Raw genomic sequence first — 18,857 nt, forward strand, 5'->3', positions numbered from 1 at the left:
CGCTGGCGAAGCGTCACGTATCAGCTGAAGCCACCGTGTAACAGATCAAGCGGAGTACGACACTCGGATGATCCGCGTGTCGGGTCTCAGGACCTGCGTGGCAGAACAGTCTCAAGACATGGGTGACACTTTCCGGCTAGCCGGGTGGTGACGGCGGCTCGGGCGGGCGTCTGCGGGCGCGGGCTGCGTCGGATATGGCGATCCCGGTCAGGACGAGGGCAGCAGCGGCGGCGACCACGACTGGCGGCAGGGGGAGCATCGCCGGTGTCAGGGCGGCCAGCGCAAGGACGCCGATCGGTCGTGACCGGGACACGCGGCCGAATACCGCGTGCTCGAAGCGGGCGCGCCCGGCCAGGTACAGCGCGGGTCCACCGAGGATGACGGCGATCCAGGCCGGTGGGGTGTGCCCGAGTGGATGGGCGATGACAAGTTCGACGCCGACGGCTGCAGCGACCACGCCGGCCACCATGGCCAGGTGGGCGTATGACGCCGATCCGGCGAGGCGGACCGGGTCGGCAGACACGGCAATCGCTTCCGCCAGGACTTGCCCAGCGCGGTAGATGTAGATCCGCCACAGCAGCACGGTGGTCGCGATCGACACTGCGAACGCGGCGACCCGGTCCGGCGCGAAGCCGCTGCTGCTCAGCGCCAGTCCGGTAACCAGGATCAGCTCGCCGAGCGCGATGATGAAGAACTGCCGGTAGCGCTCGGCCAGGTGCTCGCCCGAGATCACAAGGTCTTGGCTGGGCGTACGGCCTGCCCCCGGGGTGGGGAAGCCGATTCTGCCTGCTGTGTGGTCAAGGACCACCGCGAGTGCCCACAACGCGCCACGCGCCGTACCGTCCGCGACCGCCCCCGCGATCCACGGCAGCGCCGACAGGCCGTACCAGAACAGCCCGCGCACGGCGTGGCGCTGCAGCTCGTGGCCACGCAGAACGGCCACGAGGACGAGCCCGCGGCCGAGCTGGACGGCGACGTAGGCGCCCGCGAAGATCAGACCCGTGTCGCCGAATGCCTCGGGCACCGCGGCCGCCATCACCAGGCTGCCGACCATGGTCGCGATGACCAGCGCCTGGATTACCGGTCGTTGCGGGTCCGTCCGGTCGGTTAGCCACGCGGTGCTGGACCAGACCCACCACATGGCCCCCAGCAGCACCAGCGTCCGGAAGGCGCCGCTCCACCCGAGATCCTCGGCCAGGCCGCGCGAGAGCTGAGCGAGCGCGAGGACAAACACCAGGTCGAAGAAGAGTTCCAGGAACGTAGCCCGCTGTGGATCCCCGGCTTTCCGCACCAGCCCGGCCGCCCTGCTCGTCGTCATCGGCTCGCCCGTTCTGCCGGCTCTGCTCCAGGTTTGGGGGCATTCTGACATGCGGCAGCGGCGCTGACCGCGGACGGGCTGCCGTGGACTGGATCGAGCGACCCGCGTTACACGGACGGGCGACGGTCCAGGGACGCGCGGACAGCGGCAGAAGCGTGCACCCGCCCACAAGCGCGGGCTCAAAAGACGGCCGGAAAGGTTAGGAACGAGTGGTCTTCGATGCGGTTCGGCTGAAGCAGCGCTTACCAGGCGTTCGAGGGGCGCGAAGCGGCGTCGTCAAGGTGGAGAGCCAGAGCCGTCACTCATATCCCATGGCCGGGATGACCTTGCCGAGTGCTTCTTCGATGAACTCGCGGGTTTCGTCGTCGAATTGGTCGTTGCGGTTCGTCAGCTTGTGCGACTGAAACGTTGAAGGGGTGGCGAAGTCGTCGACGTCGAGCCGTTCGAACAGGGCGCGGCGCTGCCCGGGCCAGTCGGCTGCGAGATCTTCTGCTTTCACCTCGATGTATCGCCTGCCCGTCAGGTCGACCGTGTTCTTCCAGGTGAGCCATCGGTGGTAGACCGGCTTGAGGTATGCGAGCGCGCCGTCGACGGTGGGCGGTGCCCATGGCTGGGCCAGGTGGGATGCGAGCACTGAGACCGGGTGACGCTTGATGTGCACGATGGTCGCTTCGGGGACCAGTTCCCAGAGGAACTCCATGCACAGCAGGTTGAACGGTGTCTTCTCGCACCAGGTCGGCTTGCCCGCGTCGGCGGCTGCTCCGCCGAACATGGTGTCGATCAGGCCCCGCAAGATTCCGAGCAGTTCGCCCCGGTCGCTGAAATACCTGGGAAGTACCCGCCGGCGGCTCAGCGGCTCGAACGGCCCGGCAGGCCGGTCGGCGTTGCCGAAGCCTTCCGCGGGCGCAGGTTCGTCGTATGTGTACGCGATCAACTGCGGCCAAAGCTGTTGCACCGCGTCCCGGTAGCGCCGCTCGCCGACCAGCTCGGGAACGGTTTTGCCGCGATCGTCGCGCCGGCCGGGCACTCGTACGGTGAGGAAGTCGCTCAGTCGGTGCAGGGCGTCCTCACCGACGGTGGGGTCGTATCGATCGGTGAGCGCATCGGCCAGGTCCCGCAGGCCACCTGGGTCGATGAGAAACCGGGTCTCCATGGGAATCCGATGGATCAGCGGATGTTCGCCGATGATGTCGGCGATCCGTGACGTTCCCGAACGACCCATACCCGCAACGAAGATCGGTGAGGGGCAAGGCATGGCGAGCAGTCAAACTCCCAGCCCGGCGCCTGTGCAAGCCATTTGTCCCCTTCACCCGCTGCTACGGGCCGGACCCGCACCCGCCGCGCCGAGTGCGTGCTGGCGGCCCGCGTCCGGACGCTCGCGCCGCCGAACCTGGGCCGGGCCGATGGCCCGCCGCAGCGCCTCTGGCCTTCGGCCGCCAGCGCGTCGGTTGCAGCCCGCCGACGGCGCGCCATACGACGAAGCCCGGGCCGCCTGAGTAGTCAGGTAGGTCCTCGAAACAGAGTCCCCGCCGTGCGCAACACGATAATTTTGCGATATGGGCATCACCGGGGGCATAGCATGCTTCTTCTTGGTCGTCGTCATCGTGGCGGGCATCGCGTTCTGGGCGGTGCGGCGCGGGTTCGGCCCGAAGAAGCCACCACCACCATCGGACGTTCTAGAGCCGCCGCAGCACCCGCGCGACCGTCGCTGACGCGACCACTGACCAAACCGGGCTTCGAGTCTCAGCAGCAAGAACAATTGACCTCGCCGGACGGGCAGACAACCAGGATGATCCACAGCCCCGACCGATCGTCGGGGAGCGTGGTGGTTGCGGGACACGGCGACGACGGCGAGCGGTACACGAGGACCGGGATATTCCTCCCGCTGACTAGCCAAGGCGCCGGGACGAGATGCTCTCCTGGGCCAACAGTCGCAGCGACGCGACGAGGGTCTCGCCGAGGATGGTTCCGATCACCACGCTCTCGGCGATCTGATCGGGCTCGGTCCGGGAGGCGACCGCAGCGACCTCCAGTTCGGCGAACCGCTCAACCGCCTCTGCGTAGGAGTCCAGGAAGCTGACCAGGTGATCCTGGCCGAGCGACCGCAGAACGGAGATGGTTTCGACCAGGGTGGCGATCGCAGGTGAATCCGGCTCGACAGCCCAGCCTCGCCGTTGGAGGAGTTCTTGCACCTGCATGGCGGCGGCCGTGCGCGCGCTGTCGCCTACGGCCAGCTGCCGACTCGGGGTGACGGCCCGATGCGCCACCCCGATCCGCTCGTGCAGGGACAGGGTGTCGGAATCGAGCGCGTCCAGCACGGCTCTGACTCTGGCTACCGGAACCTGGGCCAGGTCGATCATGGCTCGGATTAGGCGAAGTCGATTCAGGTGATGCTCGTCGTAGCTGGCCTGGTTGGGGCTGGTCAGCTCGCCGGGCGGCAGGAGGCTCTCCCGTAGGTAGTACTTGATCGTCGGTACCGCAACCCCTGACCGCCGACTCAGCTCCGCGATGCGCATCCTTGACTCCGTCTCTCCCATGATGGATAGTACCAGTATCTATAAACAGATAGCTTCACTATCCGTTGAAAGAGAAGATCATGCTCGAAGTGATTCTGGTGATCGCCTTGCTGGGCTCACGCCTACTGGGTGCGCTCGGTGTGCGCCGGTTCGCCACCTGGGCGGCCAGCGCGGCACACGCGATGGCGGTCATGCTCGTCGTCACCGCGGTCGCGCATTTCGTTCCGCCGAGCGTCACCGTGATGCCGAATCACGCCGATCTGGTCCGGATGGTGCCGCCAGTCGTGCCGTTCGCCGATGCGATGGTCTACCTGACCGGCGTGCTGGAGCTGCTGGGCGCCGTGGGCCTGGTGTTGACCGCGACTCGCTGGGCGGCCGGGATCAGCCTTGCCGCGCTCTACGTGCTGCTGCTTCCGGCGAACGTCTACGCCGCCGTCGCCGATGTGCCGTTCAACGGGGATGAGCCGACTCCGCTGTGGCTGCGAATCCCACAGCAGGTCCTCTACGTCGTCATCGCTGTCTGGGTGGCCCGATCGGCCGACAGCACCGTGGCCCGACGCGTCCTGCGCTTGCCGCGCTCCGGCGTCGCAAGATCAGCGACCGTTGCCCGATAGCCCCTCGTCAAGCTGATCTGAAGGAGTTCGCCGTGCAGACCATGGCTCTCAGTACCGAATCCCGCGTGATCGCCGGGGTGGTTCTACTCACCATCGTCACCATCCAGTTCGGCGGCTGGTTCATGACCCGGATCGCCCAGGGCGCTGCGCCGATGACCGACTTTCAGAAGTCCTTCGCGCGCGCCGGGCACGGCCATGCCGGCGTACTGGTGATCCTGAGCCTGGTCGGACTGCTCTATGTGGACGCCACGAGCCTCACCGGCGTCCTGCTGTGGATCGCCCGGTTGGGATTGCCCGTCGCCGCGATCCTGATGCCCGCCGGGTTCTTCGCCTCTTCCGCCGGCAGGAACATCACCGGACCCAACAGGTTCGTCTGGGTGCTGTGGATCGGCGCGCTCTCCCTGGCTGCGGGTGTGATCAGCCTCGGCGTCGGCCTGCTGACCGCGTGATGAGAATCCGGGTGGTCGGCGTAGATGAACTTGAGGTTCTGCGGGACATCGAGCGTGCAGCCGGACAGTGCTTCCGCGATGTCGGCATGCCGGAGATCGCCGACGACGAGCCGCTGCCGGTGGGGGTGCTGTCGGGGTATCAGCGGGCTGGTCGGGGCTGGGTGGCGGTCGACCGGGCCGATCGTCCGGTGGCGTATTTGATCACCGATCACGTCGACGGGAACCTCCACGTCGAGCAGGTGTCGGTACATCCGGATCATGCGCGCCGGGGAGTGGGCCGGGCGCTGCTGGAGCATGCTGCGGATCGTGCGATGGCCGGTGGCGTGTTGGCGCTGACGTTGACCACGTTTGCCGAGGTGCCGTGGAACGGGCCGTACTACCTGCGATGTGGCTTCCGGGTCCTGGATGAGAGCCAGTGGACGCCAGGGCTCCGTGCGATCCGGCGGCGGGAAGCGGCGCATGGACTGGACCGGTGGCCGCGGGTGTGCATGCGTCGGGATTTGTGAGACTTGGCGGCGGCCCGGCGATGCGCGGTGGCGGGGCTCGTGCTTACCGTTGGTGCGGTCACTGTCGTACGCCCTGCTCTTTCGGGGGAAGGGGCGGGTCAGGCTCTCGGCGCGGCCAGCGCGGCGGGGTCTCCGCCGGCACCGGTGCCGGCGGAGACCGTCTGCGTCTGCGGGTCAGGCCGACCCCGACGAGCACGACCACCATCCCGGTGGCGATCCGGAGGCCGAAACCGTCGTCGAGTACGGCGGACAAGTGATCGACGCTGTGACGACTAGTAGTGGTTCTCGATCGGCTGGCGCGCCTCGTCGAACAGCGCCGGCCCTTCGTACCGCACCGGGGGCAGCGGCGGGGTCGCCGGTTTGACAGCCTCGAACTGTTCGGTGGACAGGGCGTACACCACCCGGCCCAGGCCGGACCGATCGATCGCGGTCGCGCACATCGGGCAGGGCTGGCAACTGGTGAACATGGTGGTGCCGGCCGCCACGTCGGGGGCGAGTTCCCGGGCGGCCCAGCGGGCCAGCTTCAGTTCCGGGTGGGCCGTGATGTCCGAGTCGGAGACCACGGTGTTGTGGTCCTCGATCAGGACCGTGCCGTCCGCACCGACGAGCAACGAGCCGAACGGCCGTTCGCCGGACGCCCCGGCCTGGTCGGCGATTTCCACGGCACGGCGGAGAAACTTCTCGTCGTCCGGGGTCATCATCGGTCCTCCTGGGATTTGTGGTGTGCGGCCACGGCCGCGAGTGTCCGCCAGGCGCGTTCGGGCTGGCGGATTTCGGTCAGGTCGCCGTTGAACGGGTCGAGCACCACCGTCTCCGCGCCGAGCAGACGGATCTGATCGATGTCGGCGATGATCTGCTCGATGGTGCCGACACCGGCGAGCCGGTCTGGGGCGGTGACCGGTTCACGGGTTTCCCGGAGTGCGATGCGCGGCATCAACGGGGGCGCCGGCCGACCCAGTTCGTCGGCGATGGCCTTGAGCCGCCCGGCCGCCTCCGCCAACCATCCAGGCGTGATCCGCAGCGGGTGCCACGCGTCTCCGAGTTGTACCGCGCGACGCATGCCGGCGTCGCTGTTGCCGCCGACCCAGATCGGGATCGCTTCCGTGTCATAGTCGTCGGTGTTGCGCCAGGCGTCACGCATGGCGAGCAGGTACTCGTCGGTCAGCGCGCCGCGCCGCCGGAACGGTACGCCGAGCGCCTCGAACTCCTGCCGGGCCCAGCCGACGCCGACCCCGAGGACGAGCCGGCCGCCGCTGAGCCGGTTGAGATTCGCCGCCATCCGGGCGGTGAGCAGCGGGTGCCGGTACGGGACGATGAGCACGGTGGTGCCCAGCCGGACCCGGCGGGTCACCCCAGCCAGCCAGGACAGTGTGGTGAACGGCTCGTAGAACGGCGCAGGATACTGCTCGGCCACGTCCGGGGTCACCGCGATGTGGTCGGAGACCATCAGCAGGTCGAAGCCGAGGCCCTCGACCGTCTGCGCCCACTGTCGCAGCACCTCAGGGTCGGTGCCCGGGGCAAAGTTCGGTACGTTCACGCCAATTTGCACAGCTCTGAGGCTAGCCAGCGTGGCTCTGGCTTGTGAACACCGTGTTCCCTGCCCTTGCTGGATTTTGCCGTGAATCCGTCGGTAGATTGGTCTGATGGCCGAGAATCTTGATGCTGTCGATTGGTCCATCCTGATCGAGTTGCAGGGCGACGGCCGCCTGCCGATCACCGAGCTCAGCCGCCGGGTCAAGCTGAGCGCGTCGGCCACCACCGAACGGGTGAGACGGCTGGAGGCGACTGGTGTGATCAGCGGTTACCGCGCCGAGGTGGATCTGCCCAAGGCGGGCTTCGCCGTACTCGCGGTGGTGCGGCTGAAGTACCCCGGCAGCCGGCACGAACCACTGCGTGAACTGCTGGAGCGACGGCCGGAAATTCTGGAGTGCCTGCGTACCACCGGAGACGATTGTTACGTGCTGAAGGTGGCCGCGACGTCGATGGCGCACCTCGAACAGGTCGTCAACGCACTCGCCTCGTTCGGCAGCACCACCACCAACGTGGTCTACAGCGCCACCCTGCCCTATCGCGGCCCACGCCCGGTGTAATCCGGGGGGACCGAAGCCGGTGCATGTGTGGATAGGGTCCGGCGGTGATGATCTCCCAGTACGCGTACTTCGCGCTGAGTTCGCACCGGGTTTCGGCCGCCGAGATCACCGCCAGGCTCGGTATCGAGCCGGACGAGATCAGCGTGCGCGGCAGTCGTCACGCCAACCCTGCGAGGCCCGCCAGCCACCGGTGGAAGGTCGTGTGTCGCAGGCCGGGGTTGACGGTCGACGACCAGATCAGCCAGATCCTTGATCGGTTGTTCGCGCACGCGGAGCGTCTCGGGGAGCTCGCCGCCGAGTTGGAGAGCCTTGACGGAGGGCCGGGGGGAAGCATGCTGCAGGTCGTCCGGGTGTTCGAGCATCCGGACGGCGAGGAAGAAGACGTGACCACCCCGGTCGAAGGCTTGGAGAAGCTTCCCGGTCAGCACCAGTTGCTGGGCTGGCACCTTGATGCCCGGGTGTTGGAGTTTCTTCGACTGACGCGAGCAGAGCTTGACGTGGACGAGTACGCCTATGGCTGAGGCCGGTCACCCACATCGACGGCAACGCTTCCGCCCCTCAGAGGTCGTCCGGCCACCCGATGACGCGCTCGGTGCGGACGCCTCGAAGGTTGGCCCCGTCCCACCGGGCTCCACTGACATCCGTGCGCCCGTACTCCGGATCGTGAGTCCGAACGTCGCTGAAACTCGAGTAGGACAGATCCGTGTCACGCAGGTCGGCATCCCTAAGATCGCAGCCAGCAAAACTGGCACCTCGGAGGGAGGCACCCCGCAGGTCGGCGCCGCGAAAGTCGCACAACTTGAAAGAGTGCCTGTCAAGGGTGCGGTGCCGAAGATCGCGGCCTGCGAACGACTGTCTCGTCGCACCGGGCAGGATGCTCATCGGCGAACCGTAGCGCGATCGTCCGGTGCCGAACCATCGACTTGATACCGCCTACTCCGGCGGCCCGTCGGCGTTGTCGAGACTCGCGTTCAGGAGAACCGCTCGGTCGTCACGGGTATCAAGCCGTGCTGTCGCAGCACGTTCGTCAAGTCGTACAGGGTCGATCCCAGCGCCTGCGAGGCGTTGGATTTCAACAGGACAGTGAGGTCGAGGGACCAGGCAAGCCCTCGACCGACTCTGCGCACGTCCCAGGTGAACCGGTCTCCGTCCTTGTCCAGGGCACCGGCGACGACTGATCCCGGTGCAGGAGCAGCGCCGTCGACCGCAGGCTGCCAGACCGCCCTGAGGCTCGCCACCTGCTCCTCCCGGAGATCCTTGGCGAAGAGGACGCGGTAGACGCGCCGTTCGTGGAATCCGGTGGGTGGCTGCGCGGGACCGAGTCGCAGCGGCGGAACGTTCGGGAACGGTTGGTGGTCGCGGAAGTAGGTACGCAGCACTGCTTCGACAGGTAGTTGCCCGCCACCCAGCTTGCGGTGGACATCTTCGGCAGTGCTGCGAGAGGTGGGAACAACCCTCGCCAGCAAGGCCGGATCGGTGCGCATGCCGCGGCTGAAAGAAGCGGAACTGCACCAGCCGTCACCCGAAGGCGTCCAGCCCGCGCTGTCCAGCCCCGCCGCCGAGAAATCGTGGTGACGGGTGAACTCCTCGACCACGATTCCCTCCACCTCACCAGTCGGATCGCGGTCGCCCGGCTTCGTCAGGAGCAGGTAGTAGTCGAGCGGAGGTCGCGGCTCGGATACCTCGACCACCGTCGTCCCAGGTTCTGCGCCAAGCTGCCCGACAGCCATCAGTGACCTCCTTCTGCGGGATCCCGAGCAACCGTAGCGAGGGAGGGCGCGGTAGGCCGGTTAGCATCCGGACTCGACGTGAGGAGTCCACATGAATTCCACCGCACAGACTCGGTTCGGCATGGTCGGCAGCGGCTGGCGGGGCGAGTTCTTCCTACGTCTGGCTCGGCTGCTGCCGGAGCGGTTCCGCGCGACCGGGGTGGTCACGCGTACCGAATCGCGCGGTGACGCCGTGACGGCCGAGTGGGGCGTGCGGACCTTCCGCACGACGGCCGAGCTGCTCGCCCACGAGCGGCCGGACTTCGTCATCGTCTCGGTGCCCTGGTCGGTGACGCCCGACGCGACCCGCGAGCTGGTCGCCGCTGGTGTGCCGGTGCTCGCCGAGACGCCGCCCGCGCCCGACCTGGCGGGGCTGCGGTCGCTCTGGTCCGACGTCGGGGACAGCGGCCTGGTGCAGGTCGCCGAGCAGTACCTGCTGATGCCCGGGCACGCTGCCCGCCTGGAGGTGATCCGCGCCGGGCTGCTCGGCGAGCCGACCTCCGTGCAGATCTCCTCGACGCACCTGTACCACGCGGTCTCGCTGATCCGTGGCCTGCTCGGCGTCGGGTACGACGCCGCCGAGGTCAGCGCGCGGGCCTTCGTCGCGCCACTGGCCAACCCGCTGTCGCCCGCCGGCTGGAGCGGCGACGCCACCCCGCAGCAGCTCACCACCACCCTCGCGACCATCGACTTCGGCGGGCGGATGGGGCTGTACGACTTCACCGACAACCAGTGGTGGAACCCGTTGCGCACCCGCCGGTTGGTCGTGCGGGGTTCGCTCGGTGAGTTGGTGGACGATCGGGTCGTCCGGCTGGTCGACCCGACCACGCCGGTCGAGTCGTCCCTGGTGCGGCGGCAGACCGGCATCGACCTGAACCTGGAAGGGCTCGACCTGAAGCACATCAGCTTCGAGGGCGGCGTGGTCTACCGCAATCCGTTCGTCGGCAGCGGAATGTCCGACGACGACATCGCCGTGGCCGACATCATGGCTCGCGCCGGCGCTTGGGCGCGGGAGGAGGGCCCGGCGCCGTATTCCCTGGCCGAGGCGTGCCAGGACCACCTGATCAGCCTCGCCATCGAGGAATCTGTACGCACCGGCCGGCCGGTCACCACCGGGCGGGAGGCGTGGGCGCGGTAGGCCTGCGGTAACAGTCTCGGAGCAGGACGAGATGTGATCGGGACGTGCAGATCCCGTGGAGGTCGATTGCTGACCGTTGTCGCCCCGGAAGCCATCCACCTAGCGTTGTGAGACAGCGCAAGGAAAACGGGGGCGGGCGACATGAGTTTCCAGGAATGGGTACGCACATTTGAGGCCAATGCCGAGCGGCGCCGGCTTGAATCGGACCCACCGTGGGATGCGGGGCGCCCGCTGGACCGAGCCCTGATTCGGAGCCTGCAGAGATTTCAGGCCGGCGAAGATGGCGACGGCGCGAACCTCATCGGCAAGAGCGAACGTGCCGGCGACCCGGACTATCTGGTGGCCGTCCGGATGTTCGTCGCCGAGGAGCAGAACCACGCCCGGCTCCTCAAGCATCTGCTGGTCAGTACGGGCGCGTCGATCATCGACGGACACTGGAGCGACCGCGTGTTCGTGGCGCTGCGGCGCGCACTGGGCCTGCGGCTGGAGCTGATGACACTGATGGTCGCTGAGGTGGTGGCGTTGCGCTACTACCGAGCGGTACGCGACGGCACCGCTGACCCGCTGCTGACGGATGTTGGTGGCCGGATCCTGGCCGACGAGCAGTCGCACGTGCCGTTCCACACCCAACGGCTTCGCGTGGGATTCGCCGCGGTCGGACGACCGGCGCGGGCAGCGGTGGCGATCGGTTGGTGGGTCCTGCTGCTCGGCGCAGCCTGTGTGGTCGGGTACGGCCACGGCTCGGCACTACGTGTGCTCGGCGTTGGCCGGCTTCGGTTCATCGCCGAGACCGTGGCGCTCTTCCGGCCGGTCGTGCGCGACGTACTGATCGATCCCGTTCGGGACGATCTGGAGCTGGCGGCGTACCCGCCGGTCGGCGGCCCGACCGACCCGGACGCGTGGTCCGGGCCGGCCGCCCCCCGTGGCGCGTGAACCGTCTTACGACGCCCCCGGCGATGCCCGTCGGTCAGGTGCGGATGTTGGGCAGATTGACCCCGCAGGTGCGTTCGATGAACTCACCCGCGCGGCGTCCGCTCGCCTGCACCGCCGCCGTGTCCGGCGGGGAGGCGTCCGCGGCGGACGCGTGTTCGTGCTCGTGCGCAGTCGTACCCGCGTCGTGCTCATGGGCAGCCGTGCCCCCGTCGTGCTCGGCTGTCTCCGGGCTCGACCCGGTCGTGCCGTGGTCGTGCGCGGTGGCAGGCTCGTGGTGACCCCCCAGTGCACCGGCGAGCCGTTCCAGGTCCGGGGTCAGCTCCCGTGGTGCGGAGCGGATCAGGCCGGTCATCGCCTCGACCCGCTGATCACCGGTGATTTCGCCCTGGTTGGCCAGGGCGAAGTGCTGCGCCTCGGCGCAGAACTGGCTCCGACCTGACCAGTCCGAGGGCAGCTCTGGCCGGGACAGCCACCAGCCGCCCAGTGCGACGGCGGCCACCGCGGCCACCGCCCCACCGGAGAACAGCAGGCGACCCTTAGACGTTGTCATTGATCGCGTTGATGTCATGGGTGTCGAAGTTCCTGGGCCAGATATCGCTACGCATACAGGAGTTGTTGTCCGTGTCGGCGGCTTTCGAGCGGTGGCCCAGCGAGCCGGTGTGCCCGAGCTCGTGGCAGCCGAGGCTCTGCCAGGAGGCCGTGGACTTGCCGCTCATCGTCCGCGTGTTGAACTTGACGTCGTATTGGTCGCACAGCCCGTTCCACCAGTTGGTGTCGGTGCAGCGCGTCTGGCCGTACCAGGAGTTGGAGTACGACTTGTCGTAGACGTGGATGTCCCCGCCGCCGGCCGAGGTGTTGATCTGCGAACGGTCGAGCTGCGCCCGCCCGTGCGAGACCGCCGCCTTGCCGGCGGTGGTCAACGAGTTCGACTCCACCGCCTGTTCCTTGTTGTCCGGCTTGCCGCTGTTGGCCTTGCCTCCGTGTCCGGCCACGGCCGGTGGCGCGAACGCCACCACGGCGATCAGCGTGGCACCCAGGACCATCGTCGTACGCTTCATTCCCCACTCTCCTCGGGAGGCAGCGGCAGCTCCGCGGTCGGCACCGACTCGGTCAACGTGCCCGCGGCGACCTGCCCGCTCGCCGCGACGACCGTGTTGTTCAGGAACGACGGCCCCATCGTGGTGATTGACGTGGCGAGCTCGGTCTCCACGTTGCTGGGCCGGAGCGCGCCGTCGACCACCAGCGCCCGCCCGTCGGAGCTGGCGAGCTGGTAGGTGTACGGGTCGCTGACGCCGGCGGCGCGGCGCAGGAAGAAGTAGCCGGTGTCGCCCACCTCACTCCACGCCACGTTGTTGGAGACGTAGCCGCGGCCCTCCTCGTCCCAGCCCTCCTCCTCGAGCGTGATGGACGCCGGGATGATCAACCCCTTCGGGTTGTGCAGGATGTCGGACCGGCTGATCGTCACCGTCCGCAGCCGAACGTCACCGCCAACCGCTGCCGGGTCCTCGTCCGTGCTGGCGAGCCGGCCGGGCTCCACCGAGGTGACCGTGCCGTAGACCACCAGGTGTGAGGTGGCCGTCATCTGCTCGACGGTCTGGAAGTCGTACATCTCCTTGCCGAAGGCCAGCGACTCGGGTTGCGCGTCGTAGCGCACGCCGGGGTCGGCCCGACCGATACCTGCGGCCGCCACGAGCGCGGTCACCGCGACCGCGCCCGCCGCCGCCAGGCCCAGCCGGCGTAGGCCGGGCCGCCTGAGTTTCTCCACTCGCCGTTCTCCCTCTTCGAGGTGACGTGCGGCCGGTGTCGACCGCGCGTCCCAACCGGACGGCCACAGGACCGCCGGGTCGGGATGGCAGTCACGATCCACAGCCATGTATGCAGGCAGCTTGCAACCGGCTTGCAGACAGTCCATTGCAGACCGTCATACTCGCCGACGGGGAGGTGGGTCGATGGAGTTCCGTGTGTTGGGCTCGGTTGAGGCGTGGACGCACGGTGTCCGGGTCGACCTCGGTGGGCGCCAGCCCCGACTCGTTCTCGCGGTGCTGCTGCTGGAGCCGGACCGAGTGGTGGCGGTAGACCGACTGATCGACCTGGTGTGGGGTCAGGCGCCGCCACGCAGTGCCCGGGGCACCGTGCAGGCGCTGGTCTCGCGGCTGCGCACCGCGTTGCGGCGGGCGGGGGCGCCTGTGGAGCTGATCGGCCGCGAGCCCGGCTACCTGCTCCGGGTCGACCCACTGGCGGTCGACGCGCACCAGTTCACCGCACTGATCGCGCAGGCCCGGGCGGCCGGCGACGACGTCGCCGTGGATCTGTTCGATCAGGCGCTGGCTCTGTGGCGGGGGGAGCCGCTCGCCGGCGTGGCCGACGAGCAGGTGCGGCACCGGCTGTGCGCCGGCCTGCGCGAGGCCCGCTGGGCGGCAGTGGAGGAGCGGGCCGAGGTGCTGCTGCGGCGGGGGCGTTCCCGGCAGGTCGCCGACGAGTTGACCGACGCGGTGGTCCGGCAACCCGGCCGCCAGCGGCTGGTCGGTCAGCTCATGCTCGCCCTGTACCGGGAGGGTCGCGCCGACCGGGCGCTGACCACCTACCGACAGGTACGCGATCGCCTCGCCGACGAGTTCGGCCTCGACCCGGCCCCGGCACTGCGCCGCCTTGAGGAACGGATCCTGCGCGCCGACCCGACGCTGGGGCCGCCCGTTGACGTCGCCGTACCGCTCGGAGGAGCCGGTTCCGTGCCGGTCCGCCCCGCCGGGCTGCCGCACAGCAGCACGACCCTCACCGGCCGGGACGCCGAGTTGGCCCGGCTCGACGCCGGGTTGGCCGAGCCAGCCGCCGGCACCCGGGTCTGGGTGATCAGCGGCACCGCCGGGGTGGGCAAGACCGCCCTCGCGGTGCACTGGGCGCAACGGGTCCGCGCGGCGTTTCCGGACGGGCAGCTCCACCTGGACCTGCGGGGCTTCGACGCCGACCGAGATCCGGTGCCGCCGGAAACGGCGCTCACCCACCTGCTGACAGCGCTCGGGGTCGACCCGAGGGCGGTGCCGGACGGGTTGGACAGCCGAGCGGCACTGCTCCGCTCGTTGCTGGACGGCCGGGACGTGCTGCTGGTGCTGGACAATGCCCGCCACGCCGACCAGGTGCTGCCGCTGATCCCGTCCTGCGGCACCGTACTGGTCACCAGCCGGCACCGCCTCGGCGAGCTGGTGGTCCGAGCCGACGCCCGACCGCTCCCGCTGGACGTGCTCACCCCGGTGGAGTCGGTACGCCTGCTGGCGACGCTGCTGGGTGAGGCGGCCGTGCAGACCGATGCGACTGCGGCAGCCGAGCTGGCCCGGCTCTGCGGTCACCTGCCGCTGGCACTTCGCATTGCCGCTGCCAATGTTCAAGCGGCGGGAAAACCGGATATCGCCGGTCTGGTCCGCGAGCTGACCGACGGGGACCCGCTGGCTGGGCTCACCGTCGACGGCGCCGAGGAGGGCGCGGTCACGAAGGCGTTCGCCCTGTCGTACCGGGTGTTGCCCGAGCCGCAGCGGGAACTGTTCCGCCGCCTCGCTCTGGTACCCGGGCCGAGCGTCACCGCCGGCCCGGCGGGCGCGGTCGCCGGCGTGCCGGTGGCCACCGCCACCCAGCGGCTGCGTGCGTTGGCCGCCGCGCACCTGCTGGAACGGCAGCCGGGGGAGCGCTACCGCTTCCACGACCTGTTGCGTCGCTACGCCATGGACCGGGTCACCGGGGAGGAGGACGAGGCCGCCCAGGAGGAGGCCCTGCGGCGGCTGCTCGACCACTACCTGGACACGGCGGACGCCGCGGGCCGCCGGATCATCCCGCACTTCGTGCGGCTGCCGCGACCGGTGGCCGTGGATCCCTTCCCGGACAACGACGCGGCCCTGGCCTGGCTGGACGCCGAGTCGGCGAACCTCACCGCCGCGGTGGAGCAGGCTGCCCGGCGCGGTCCCCACCGGTACGCCTGGCACCTCACCGACGCGCTGCGCGCCTACTTCCACCAGCGGGGTCGGCGGGAGGAATGGCTGACCGCGGCCACGGTGGCGCTGGCCGCGGCCCAGGCCGAGGGCGACGCCCGCGCCCAGGCCGCGATGCACCAGAGCATCGCGCTCGTGCAGGTCAACAGCGGCCGGTACGAGGAGGCTCGCGACCATCTGCTCGACGGGCTGCGGCGCACTGACGCGGACTGCTGGGAGGAGGGACGAACCGGAATCCTCAACAACCTCAGCGCGGTGCACCAGCGACTCGGCGACCCGCAGGCGGCGATCGACTGCGCCCGCCTCTCGTTGGCGCTCAGCCGCCGATCGGGCAACGACGGCGGGGAGGCGATGTCCCTGGCCAACCTCGGGTTTTCACACTGGCAGCTCGGCGCGTTCGCGGAGGCGGACGCCCACTTCCGGGCCGCCCTGGAACGCGGTGAGCGGGCCGGCGCGCACTACAACGTGGCCGTGCTCCTGGTCGACCTGGCCAACGTGCGCCGGGATCGGGGAGACCAGCGCGGCGCCGATGATCTCTACGCCCGGGCGCTCACCGCCAATCAGGACCTCGGCTACCGCTACGGCGAGGCGACCGCTCTGGCCGGCCGGGCAGTGCTCTGGTGCGGCACGGATCGAGCGGAGTTGGCCCGTGCCGACGCCGAGCGGGCGGTGGCCCTGACCCGGGAGATCGGCGACGCGGGAACCGAGGCATGGGCGGCGGACGCACTGGGGCGGGTGCTGCTGGCGCTGGGGCACGCGGGCGAGGCGGCCGAGCAGCATGCCCGAGCGCTCGAACTGGCACGGCGTACGAGGTTCTGCTGGTGCGAGGCGACGACCCTGACCGGCCTCGCCGCCGCCGAGTTGGCCGGGGGCGACCCGGAGGCCGCCGGGCGGCACGGCCGGGCCGCGTTGACCCTGGCCGCCCGCTCCGGATACCGGCCGATCGAGATCCGGGTGTCCCGCGTCCTCGCCCGTGTCGCCGAGCAGTCCGGAGACGCCGTCGAGGCACTGCGGCTGGACGGCCGGGCGGCGCGGTTGGCAGGGGAGACCGGGTACGCGCCGCCGGACTGCTCAGCTCCGCAGCCGCACCGGTAGCGGGGCCGGTCGTTGGGCCGGCCCCGCCGGAGGGCGTTACGGCCTCCAGGAACCGGCGGTCTCGAACTCGTGCTGGTACTCCAGCACGCCGTTGGTGCCCGACACGTCGAACACCACGGTGCCGGTGCGCTTGGTGCCGGCGCTCAGGCCGTTGCCCGCCGACATGGACTTGCCGCAGCCGGAGAAGATGCCGGCGATCGCATTGGTCTCGGTGCCGTCGGCGGCGACCCACTGGAAGTAGAGCGGGTTCGCCGAACCGGTGCCCTTGGTGACCGTCACGGTCACATCGGCGATCACGTAGATGCCGTTGTCGGGCTTGAGTCCGTAGGACGCGCAGGGCTTGGTGGCGGTGCTGAACTTCGTCACGGTGACCTCGACGGTGCCGTCGTCGCCATCGATGACCAGGGTTTCCCCGGCCGACATGTTCCGGGTGTCGTCGTCGGTCGAGGGCGGGTTCGACGAGGGGGCGGTTCTCGGCGACTGCCCGACGCCCCGGGTCACGCCGGGGGTGGGCAGGGCCTCGGTCACCTCGTTGGCGGCCCGGTTCGCGCCGATGACCACGGCCACGATGCCGCCGGCGCAGCACAGCAGGGTGAGCACGGCCGCGGTCACCGCGACGATCACCACGGTCTTCTTGGACTTCTTCGCCGGCGCGGGCGGCGGCATGGTGAGCGGATGGCCCGGGCCGCCGGGCGGCGGGTACGCGCCGCCGCCAGCCGCCGGGTACGCGCCGCCCGAGAACGGTGGCTGCGGCCAGGGCTGGTCGGGCGAGGCCGGGTAGGGCGTGCTGGCATAGGGCGGCTGCGGCGCGGCGGCGTACGGGGGTTGCGGCGCGTTGGCGTACGGGGGCTGCGGCACGGTCGGCGGCGCCCACTGATCCGGCACGCCCGGCTGCGACACCCCGGACACCGGCATCCCGGACACCAGCGGCTGCGGCGCGTTCGCCGCCGCCGACCACGGGTTGGCCGGTACGGGTGCCTGCGGGACCGTCGGGTCGGCGGCGGACTGCGGCTGCGATGTCGCCGGGAACCGCTGGGTCGGCGGCTCCGGGCTCGGCTGCTGAGGGTCCTGCGGCCCGACGGGGGGCTGGGGGTGGGTCACCGTACTCCTAGACACTTCGGTACGTGCGGTTCGGGAACTCGCCGACGCTACCGTGTGTCGCGTACCGCCCGGTCGCCGCTCCGGACCCCGTCCCACGCTGCCGTCGGATGGGCGGCAGAGCAGCCCACCGACCACTATGGATGGTGCCGGGCCGGGATGCCCGACGGATGGACGTGTGGCACCCGGGAGTCAGCGGAGCGGGAGGACGGCGGCGGTGCGGACCAGCCCGTCGGCGACCACGAACCTGCCGGTGACGGTGGACGGCGGGTCGGCGACCGCCGCCGCGTCCACTCGCGCCGGAGCGATCCGGGCGGTGAACGTACCGGCGTCCGGGTCCAGGTCCAGCCGGGCGTCGTGGAAGTCCAGCCAGCTCCCGACGACCGGGTACCAGACCTTGTAGACGGTTTCCTTGGCGCTGAACAGCACCACCGGCCAGGAGATGCCGCCGGGCAGCCGGGCGCAGTTCTCCTCCTCCTCGGGCAGCAGCACGAGTCGGCGTACTCCCGCATTGACCTCGCGGTGCTGCTCGGCGTCCATTCCGACGGACCGGATATCCGTGCTGCGCGCCGCCGCGGCGGCGCAGTAGCCGGTGGTGTGGGTGATGGTTCCGACGATCCCGGCCGGCCAGACCGGCGCTCGGTCGGCGGCGGCGGGCACGGCCGCCGGCGGGAGGCCGAGGCCGGTCATCGCCCGGCGGGCGCACACCCGCCCGGCGGTGAAGTCCCGCCGACGGGTCTGCACCGCCCGCTCACCGAGACATGCCTGCTCGGCGGCGAGCAGGTCCCCGGCCCAGTCGTCCGGGCCGGCGACGGCCACCGCGACCGTTGCTGGCAGCAGGTCACGCATGACCGCTTACCCGTCGGTAGGAATGGACGTGCTGCCAGGACATGCGGTCAACCGTCAACTTTCCGACTGTCACGAGGGGACAACGTACCGCAAAGATGTAACACCGGAGGTACGCACAGCGCTCCCCGGACAACACCGGGGGTGAGGACCATCAGCCGCTGGCCGGGGCACGGCAACAGGCAGTCCCGCGGACATCTGGAGAGGACGTGCGATGACCCATGGTGCGGAACGGCCGGGGGCGCGGGCTGACGAGCACGCCCCGACAACCCCCGGCTGGAGCTGCGGCTCCTGCGGCGATGAGTGGCCGTGCGCGACGAAGCGCAGTCGGCTGCTGGCGGAGTACGGGGGTGACCGGGCGATGCTCAGCGTCTACCTCGGCTCCTGTCTCGCCGCCGCCACGGAGGACCTGCGCTCCGCCCCGGTGATGTCGCTCCAGAATCGGTTCATCGGCTGGCTGCCGCGCGGTTCGCAGCGCGGCTGAGGCCGCCCGGTGGCCGCCGCTCGG

General features: G+C 69.8%; 22 protein-coding genes. 10 read left to right on the forward strand and 12 right to left on the reverse strand.

Annotated elements, in window-relative coordinates:
• Positions 1 to 136 precede the first annotated feature (136 nt).
• Entirely contained in the window at positions 137 to 1,318 is a 1,182-nt protein-coding gene (locus tag OG470_RS10850; RefSeq protein WP_328423272.1) for a low temperature requirement protein A, read from the reverse strand.
• A gap of 298 nt (positions 1,319 to 1,616) precedes the next feature.
• Positions 1,617 to 2,345, reverse strand: a complete 729-nt coding sequence (locus OG470_RS10855; RefSeq protein ID WP_328423274.1) for a sulfotransferase family protein — start codon at positions 2,343 to 2,345, stop codon at positions 1,617 to 1,619.
• 27 nt (positions 2,346 to 2,372) lie between these two features.
• Between OG470_RS10855 and OG470_RS10860 the strand changes: the two genes are divergently transcribed.
• Positions 2,373 to 2,522: a hypothetical protein gene (locus tag OG470_RS10860; RefSeq protein WP_328423276.1), complete on the forward strand. Its 150-nt coding sequence runs from the start codon at positions 2,373 to 2,375 to the stop codon at positions 2,520 to 2,522.
• 685 nt (positions 2,523 to 3,207) lie between these two features.
• On the opposite strand, the gene OG470_RS10865 is transcribed toward OG470_RS10860, so the two are convergent.
• Entirely contained in the window at positions 3,208 to 3,855 is a 648-nt protein-coding gene (locus OG470_RS10865) for a MerR family transcriptional regulator (RefSeq protein WP_328423278.1), read from the reverse strand.
• 59 nt (positions 3,856 to 3,914) lie between these two features.
• On the opposite strand from OG470_RS10865, the gene OG470_RS10870 reads away from it, so the two are divergent.
• The 3 genes from OG470_RS10870 (at position 3,915) to OG470_RS10880 (ending at position 5,403) form a co-directional block, all read left to right on the forward strand.
• Positions 3,915 to 4,448: a DoxX family protein gene (locus tag OG470_RS10870; protein WP_328423280.1), complete on the forward strand. Its 534-nt coding sequence runs from the start codon at positions 3,915 to 3,917 to the stop codon at positions 4,446 to 4,448.
• A gap of 41 nt (positions 4,449 to 4,489) precedes the next feature.
• Positions 4,490 to 4,897 carry a hypothetical protein gene (locus tag OG470_RS10875; RefSeq protein WP_328426275.1) on the forward strand — a complete coding sequence of 136 codons (408 nt, stop codon included), beginning with the start codon at positions 4,490 to 4,492 and terminating at the stop codon, positions 4,895 to 4,897.
• Between the two features lie 86 nt (positions 4,898 to 4,983).
• A complete protein-coding gene (locus OG470_RS10880) occupies positions 4,984 to 5,403 on the forward strand; it encodes a GNAT family N-acetyltransferase (protein ID WP_328423282.1) in 420 nt (139 codons plus the stop codon).
• A 272-nt stretch (positions 5,404 to 5,675) separates the two neighbouring features.
• On the opposite strand, the gene OG470_RS10885 is transcribed toward OG470_RS10880, so the two are convergent.
• On the reverse strand, positions 5,676 to 6,104 hold the full coding sequence (locus OG470_RS10885) for a nucleoside deaminase (RefSeq protein WP_328423284.1): 429 nt from the start codon (positions 6,102 to 6,104) through the stop codon (positions 5,676 to 5,678).
• Positions 6,101 to 6,952 carry a TIGR03619 family F420-dependent LLM class oxidoreductase gene (locus tag OG470_RS10890; RefSeq protein WP_328423286.1) on the reverse strand — a complete coding sequence of 284 codons (852 nt, stop codon included), beginning with the start codon at positions 6,950 to 6,952 and terminating at the stop codon, positions 6,101 to 6,103. The genes OG470_RS10885 and OG470_RS10890 overlap by 4 nt, the downstream gene beginning before the upstream one ends.
• Positions 6,953 to 7,046: 94 nt before the next feature.
• Between OG470_RS10890 and OG470_RS10895 the strand changes: the two genes are divergently transcribed.
• Positions 7,047 to 7,493, forward strand: coding sequence for an Lrp/AsnC family transcriptional regulator (locus OG470_RS10895; RefSeq protein ID WP_328423288.1), 447 nt, complete (start codon positions 7,047 to 7,049; stop codon positions 7,491 to 7,493).
• 47 nt (positions 7,494 to 7,540) lie between these two features.
• Positions 7,541 to 8,014 carry a DUF4279 domain-containing protein gene (locus OG470_RS10900; RefSeq protein ID WP_328426277.1) on the forward strand — a complete coding sequence of 158 codons (474 nt, stop codon included), beginning with the start codon at positions 7,541 to 7,543 and terminating at the stop codon, positions 8,012 to 8,014.
• Between the two features lie 37 nt (positions 8,015 to 8,051).
• Here OG470_RS10900 and OG470_RS37195 read toward each other — a convergent pair whose 3' ends face one another.
• Both OG470_RS37195 and OG470_RS10905 read right to left on the reverse strand, forming a co-directional pair.
• Positions 8,052 to 8,375 carry a pentapeptide repeat-containing protein gene (locus tag OG470_RS37195; RefSeq protein ID WP_442931092.1) on the reverse strand — a complete coding sequence of 108 codons (324 nt, stop codon included), beginning with the start codon at positions 8,373 to 8,375 and terminating at the stop codon, positions 8,052 to 8,054.
• Between the two features lie 89 nt (positions 8,376 to 8,464).
• Positions 8,465 to 9,223 (reverse strand): hypothetical protein, encoded by a 759-nt coding sequence (locus OG470_RS10905; RefSeq protein WP_328423290.1) that lies wholly within the window; start codon positions 9,221 to 9,223, stop codon positions 8,465 to 8,467.
• 91 nt (positions 9,224 to 9,314) lie between these two features.
• On the opposite strand from OG470_RS10905, the gene OG470_RS10910 reads away from it, so the two are divergent.
• Both OG470_RS10910 and OG470_RS10915 read left to right on the forward strand, forming a co-directional pair.
• Entirely contained in the window at positions 9,315 to 10,400 is a 1,086-nt protein-coding gene (locus tag OG470_RS10910; RefSeq protein WP_328423292.1) for a Gfo/Idh/MocA family protein, read from the forward strand.
• Between the two features lie 141 nt (positions 10,401 to 10,541).
• On the forward strand, positions 10,542 to 11,333 hold the full coding sequence (locus tag OG470_RS10915; RefSeq protein WP_328423294.1) for a ferritin-like domain-containing protein: 792 nt from the start codon (positions 10,542 to 10,544) through the stop codon (positions 11,331 to 11,333).
• 34 nt (positions 11,334 to 11,367) lie between these two features.
• Here the strand turns inward: OG470_RS10915 and OG470_RS10920 are convergent, their stop codons facing one another.
• The 3 genes from OG470_RS10920 to OG470_RS10930 are packed head-to-tail and all read right to left on the reverse strand — an operon-like array spanning position 11,368 to position 13,098.
• A complete protein-coding gene (locus OG470_RS10920) occupies positions 11,368 to 11,883 on the reverse strand; it encodes a hypothetical protein (RefSeq protein ID WP_328423296.1) in 516 nt (171 codons plus the stop codon).
• Positions 11,870 to 12,391, reverse strand: coding sequence for a hypothetical protein (locus OG470_RS10925; RefSeq protein WP_328423298.1), 522 nt, complete (start codon positions 12,389 to 12,391; stop codon positions 11,870 to 11,872). The genes OG470_RS10920 and OG470_RS10925 overlap by 14 nt, the downstream gene beginning before the upstream one ends.
• Positions 12,388 to 13,098: a hypothetical protein gene (locus tag OG470_RS10930; RefSeq protein WP_328423300.1), complete on the reverse strand. Its 711-nt coding sequence runs from the start codon at positions 13,096 to 13,098 to the stop codon at positions 12,388 to 12,390. The genes OG470_RS10925 and OG470_RS10930 overlap by 4 nt, the downstream gene beginning before the upstream one ends.
• Positions 13,099 to 13,282: 184 nt before the next feature.
• Between OG470_RS10930 and OG470_RS10935 the strand changes: the two genes are divergently transcribed.
• Positions 13,283 to 16,405 carry an AfsR/SARP family transcriptional regulator gene (locus tag OG470_RS10935; RefSeq protein ID WP_328423302.1) on the forward strand — a complete coding sequence of 1,041 codons (3,123 nt, stop codon included), beginning with the start codon at positions 13,283 to 13,285 and terminating at the stop codon, positions 16,403 to 16,405.
• A 36-nt stretch (positions 16,406 to 16,441) separates the two neighbouring features.
• Here OG470_RS10935 and OG470_RS10940 read toward each other — a convergent pair whose 3' ends face one another.
• Both OG470_RS10940 and OG470_RS10945 read right to left on the reverse strand, forming a co-directional pair.
• Positions 16,442 to 17,506: a hypothetical protein gene (locus tag OG470_RS10940; RefSeq protein ID WP_328423303.1), complete on the reverse strand. Its 1,065-nt coding sequence runs from the start codon at positions 17,504 to 17,506 to the stop codon at positions 16,442 to 16,444.
• Positions 17,507 to 17,695: 189 nt separating this feature from the next.
• The gene (locus OG470_RS10945; protein WP_328423305.1) at positions 17,696 to 18,352 is read right to left on the reverse strand and encodes a 4'-phosphopantetheinyl transferase family protein; all 657 of its coding nucleotides are present in this window, start codon (positions 18,350 to 18,352) and stop codon (positions 17,696 to 17,698) included.
• A 211-nt stretch (positions 18,353 to 18,563) separates the two neighbouring features.
• On the opposite strand from OG470_RS10945, the gene OG470_RS10950 reads away from it, so the two are divergent.
• On the forward strand, positions 18,564 to 18,833 hold the full coding sequence (locus OG470_RS10950) for a hypothetical protein (protein WP_328423307.1): 270 nt from the start codon (positions 18,564 to 18,566) through the stop codon (positions 18,831 to 18,833).
• Positions 18,834 to 18,857: the final 24 nt, after the last annotated feature.

It is taken from the genome of Micromonospora sp. NBC_00389 (assembly GCF_036059255.1).
GTDB lineage: Bacteria > Actinomycetota > Actinomycetes > Mycobacteriales > Micromonosporaceae > Micromonospora.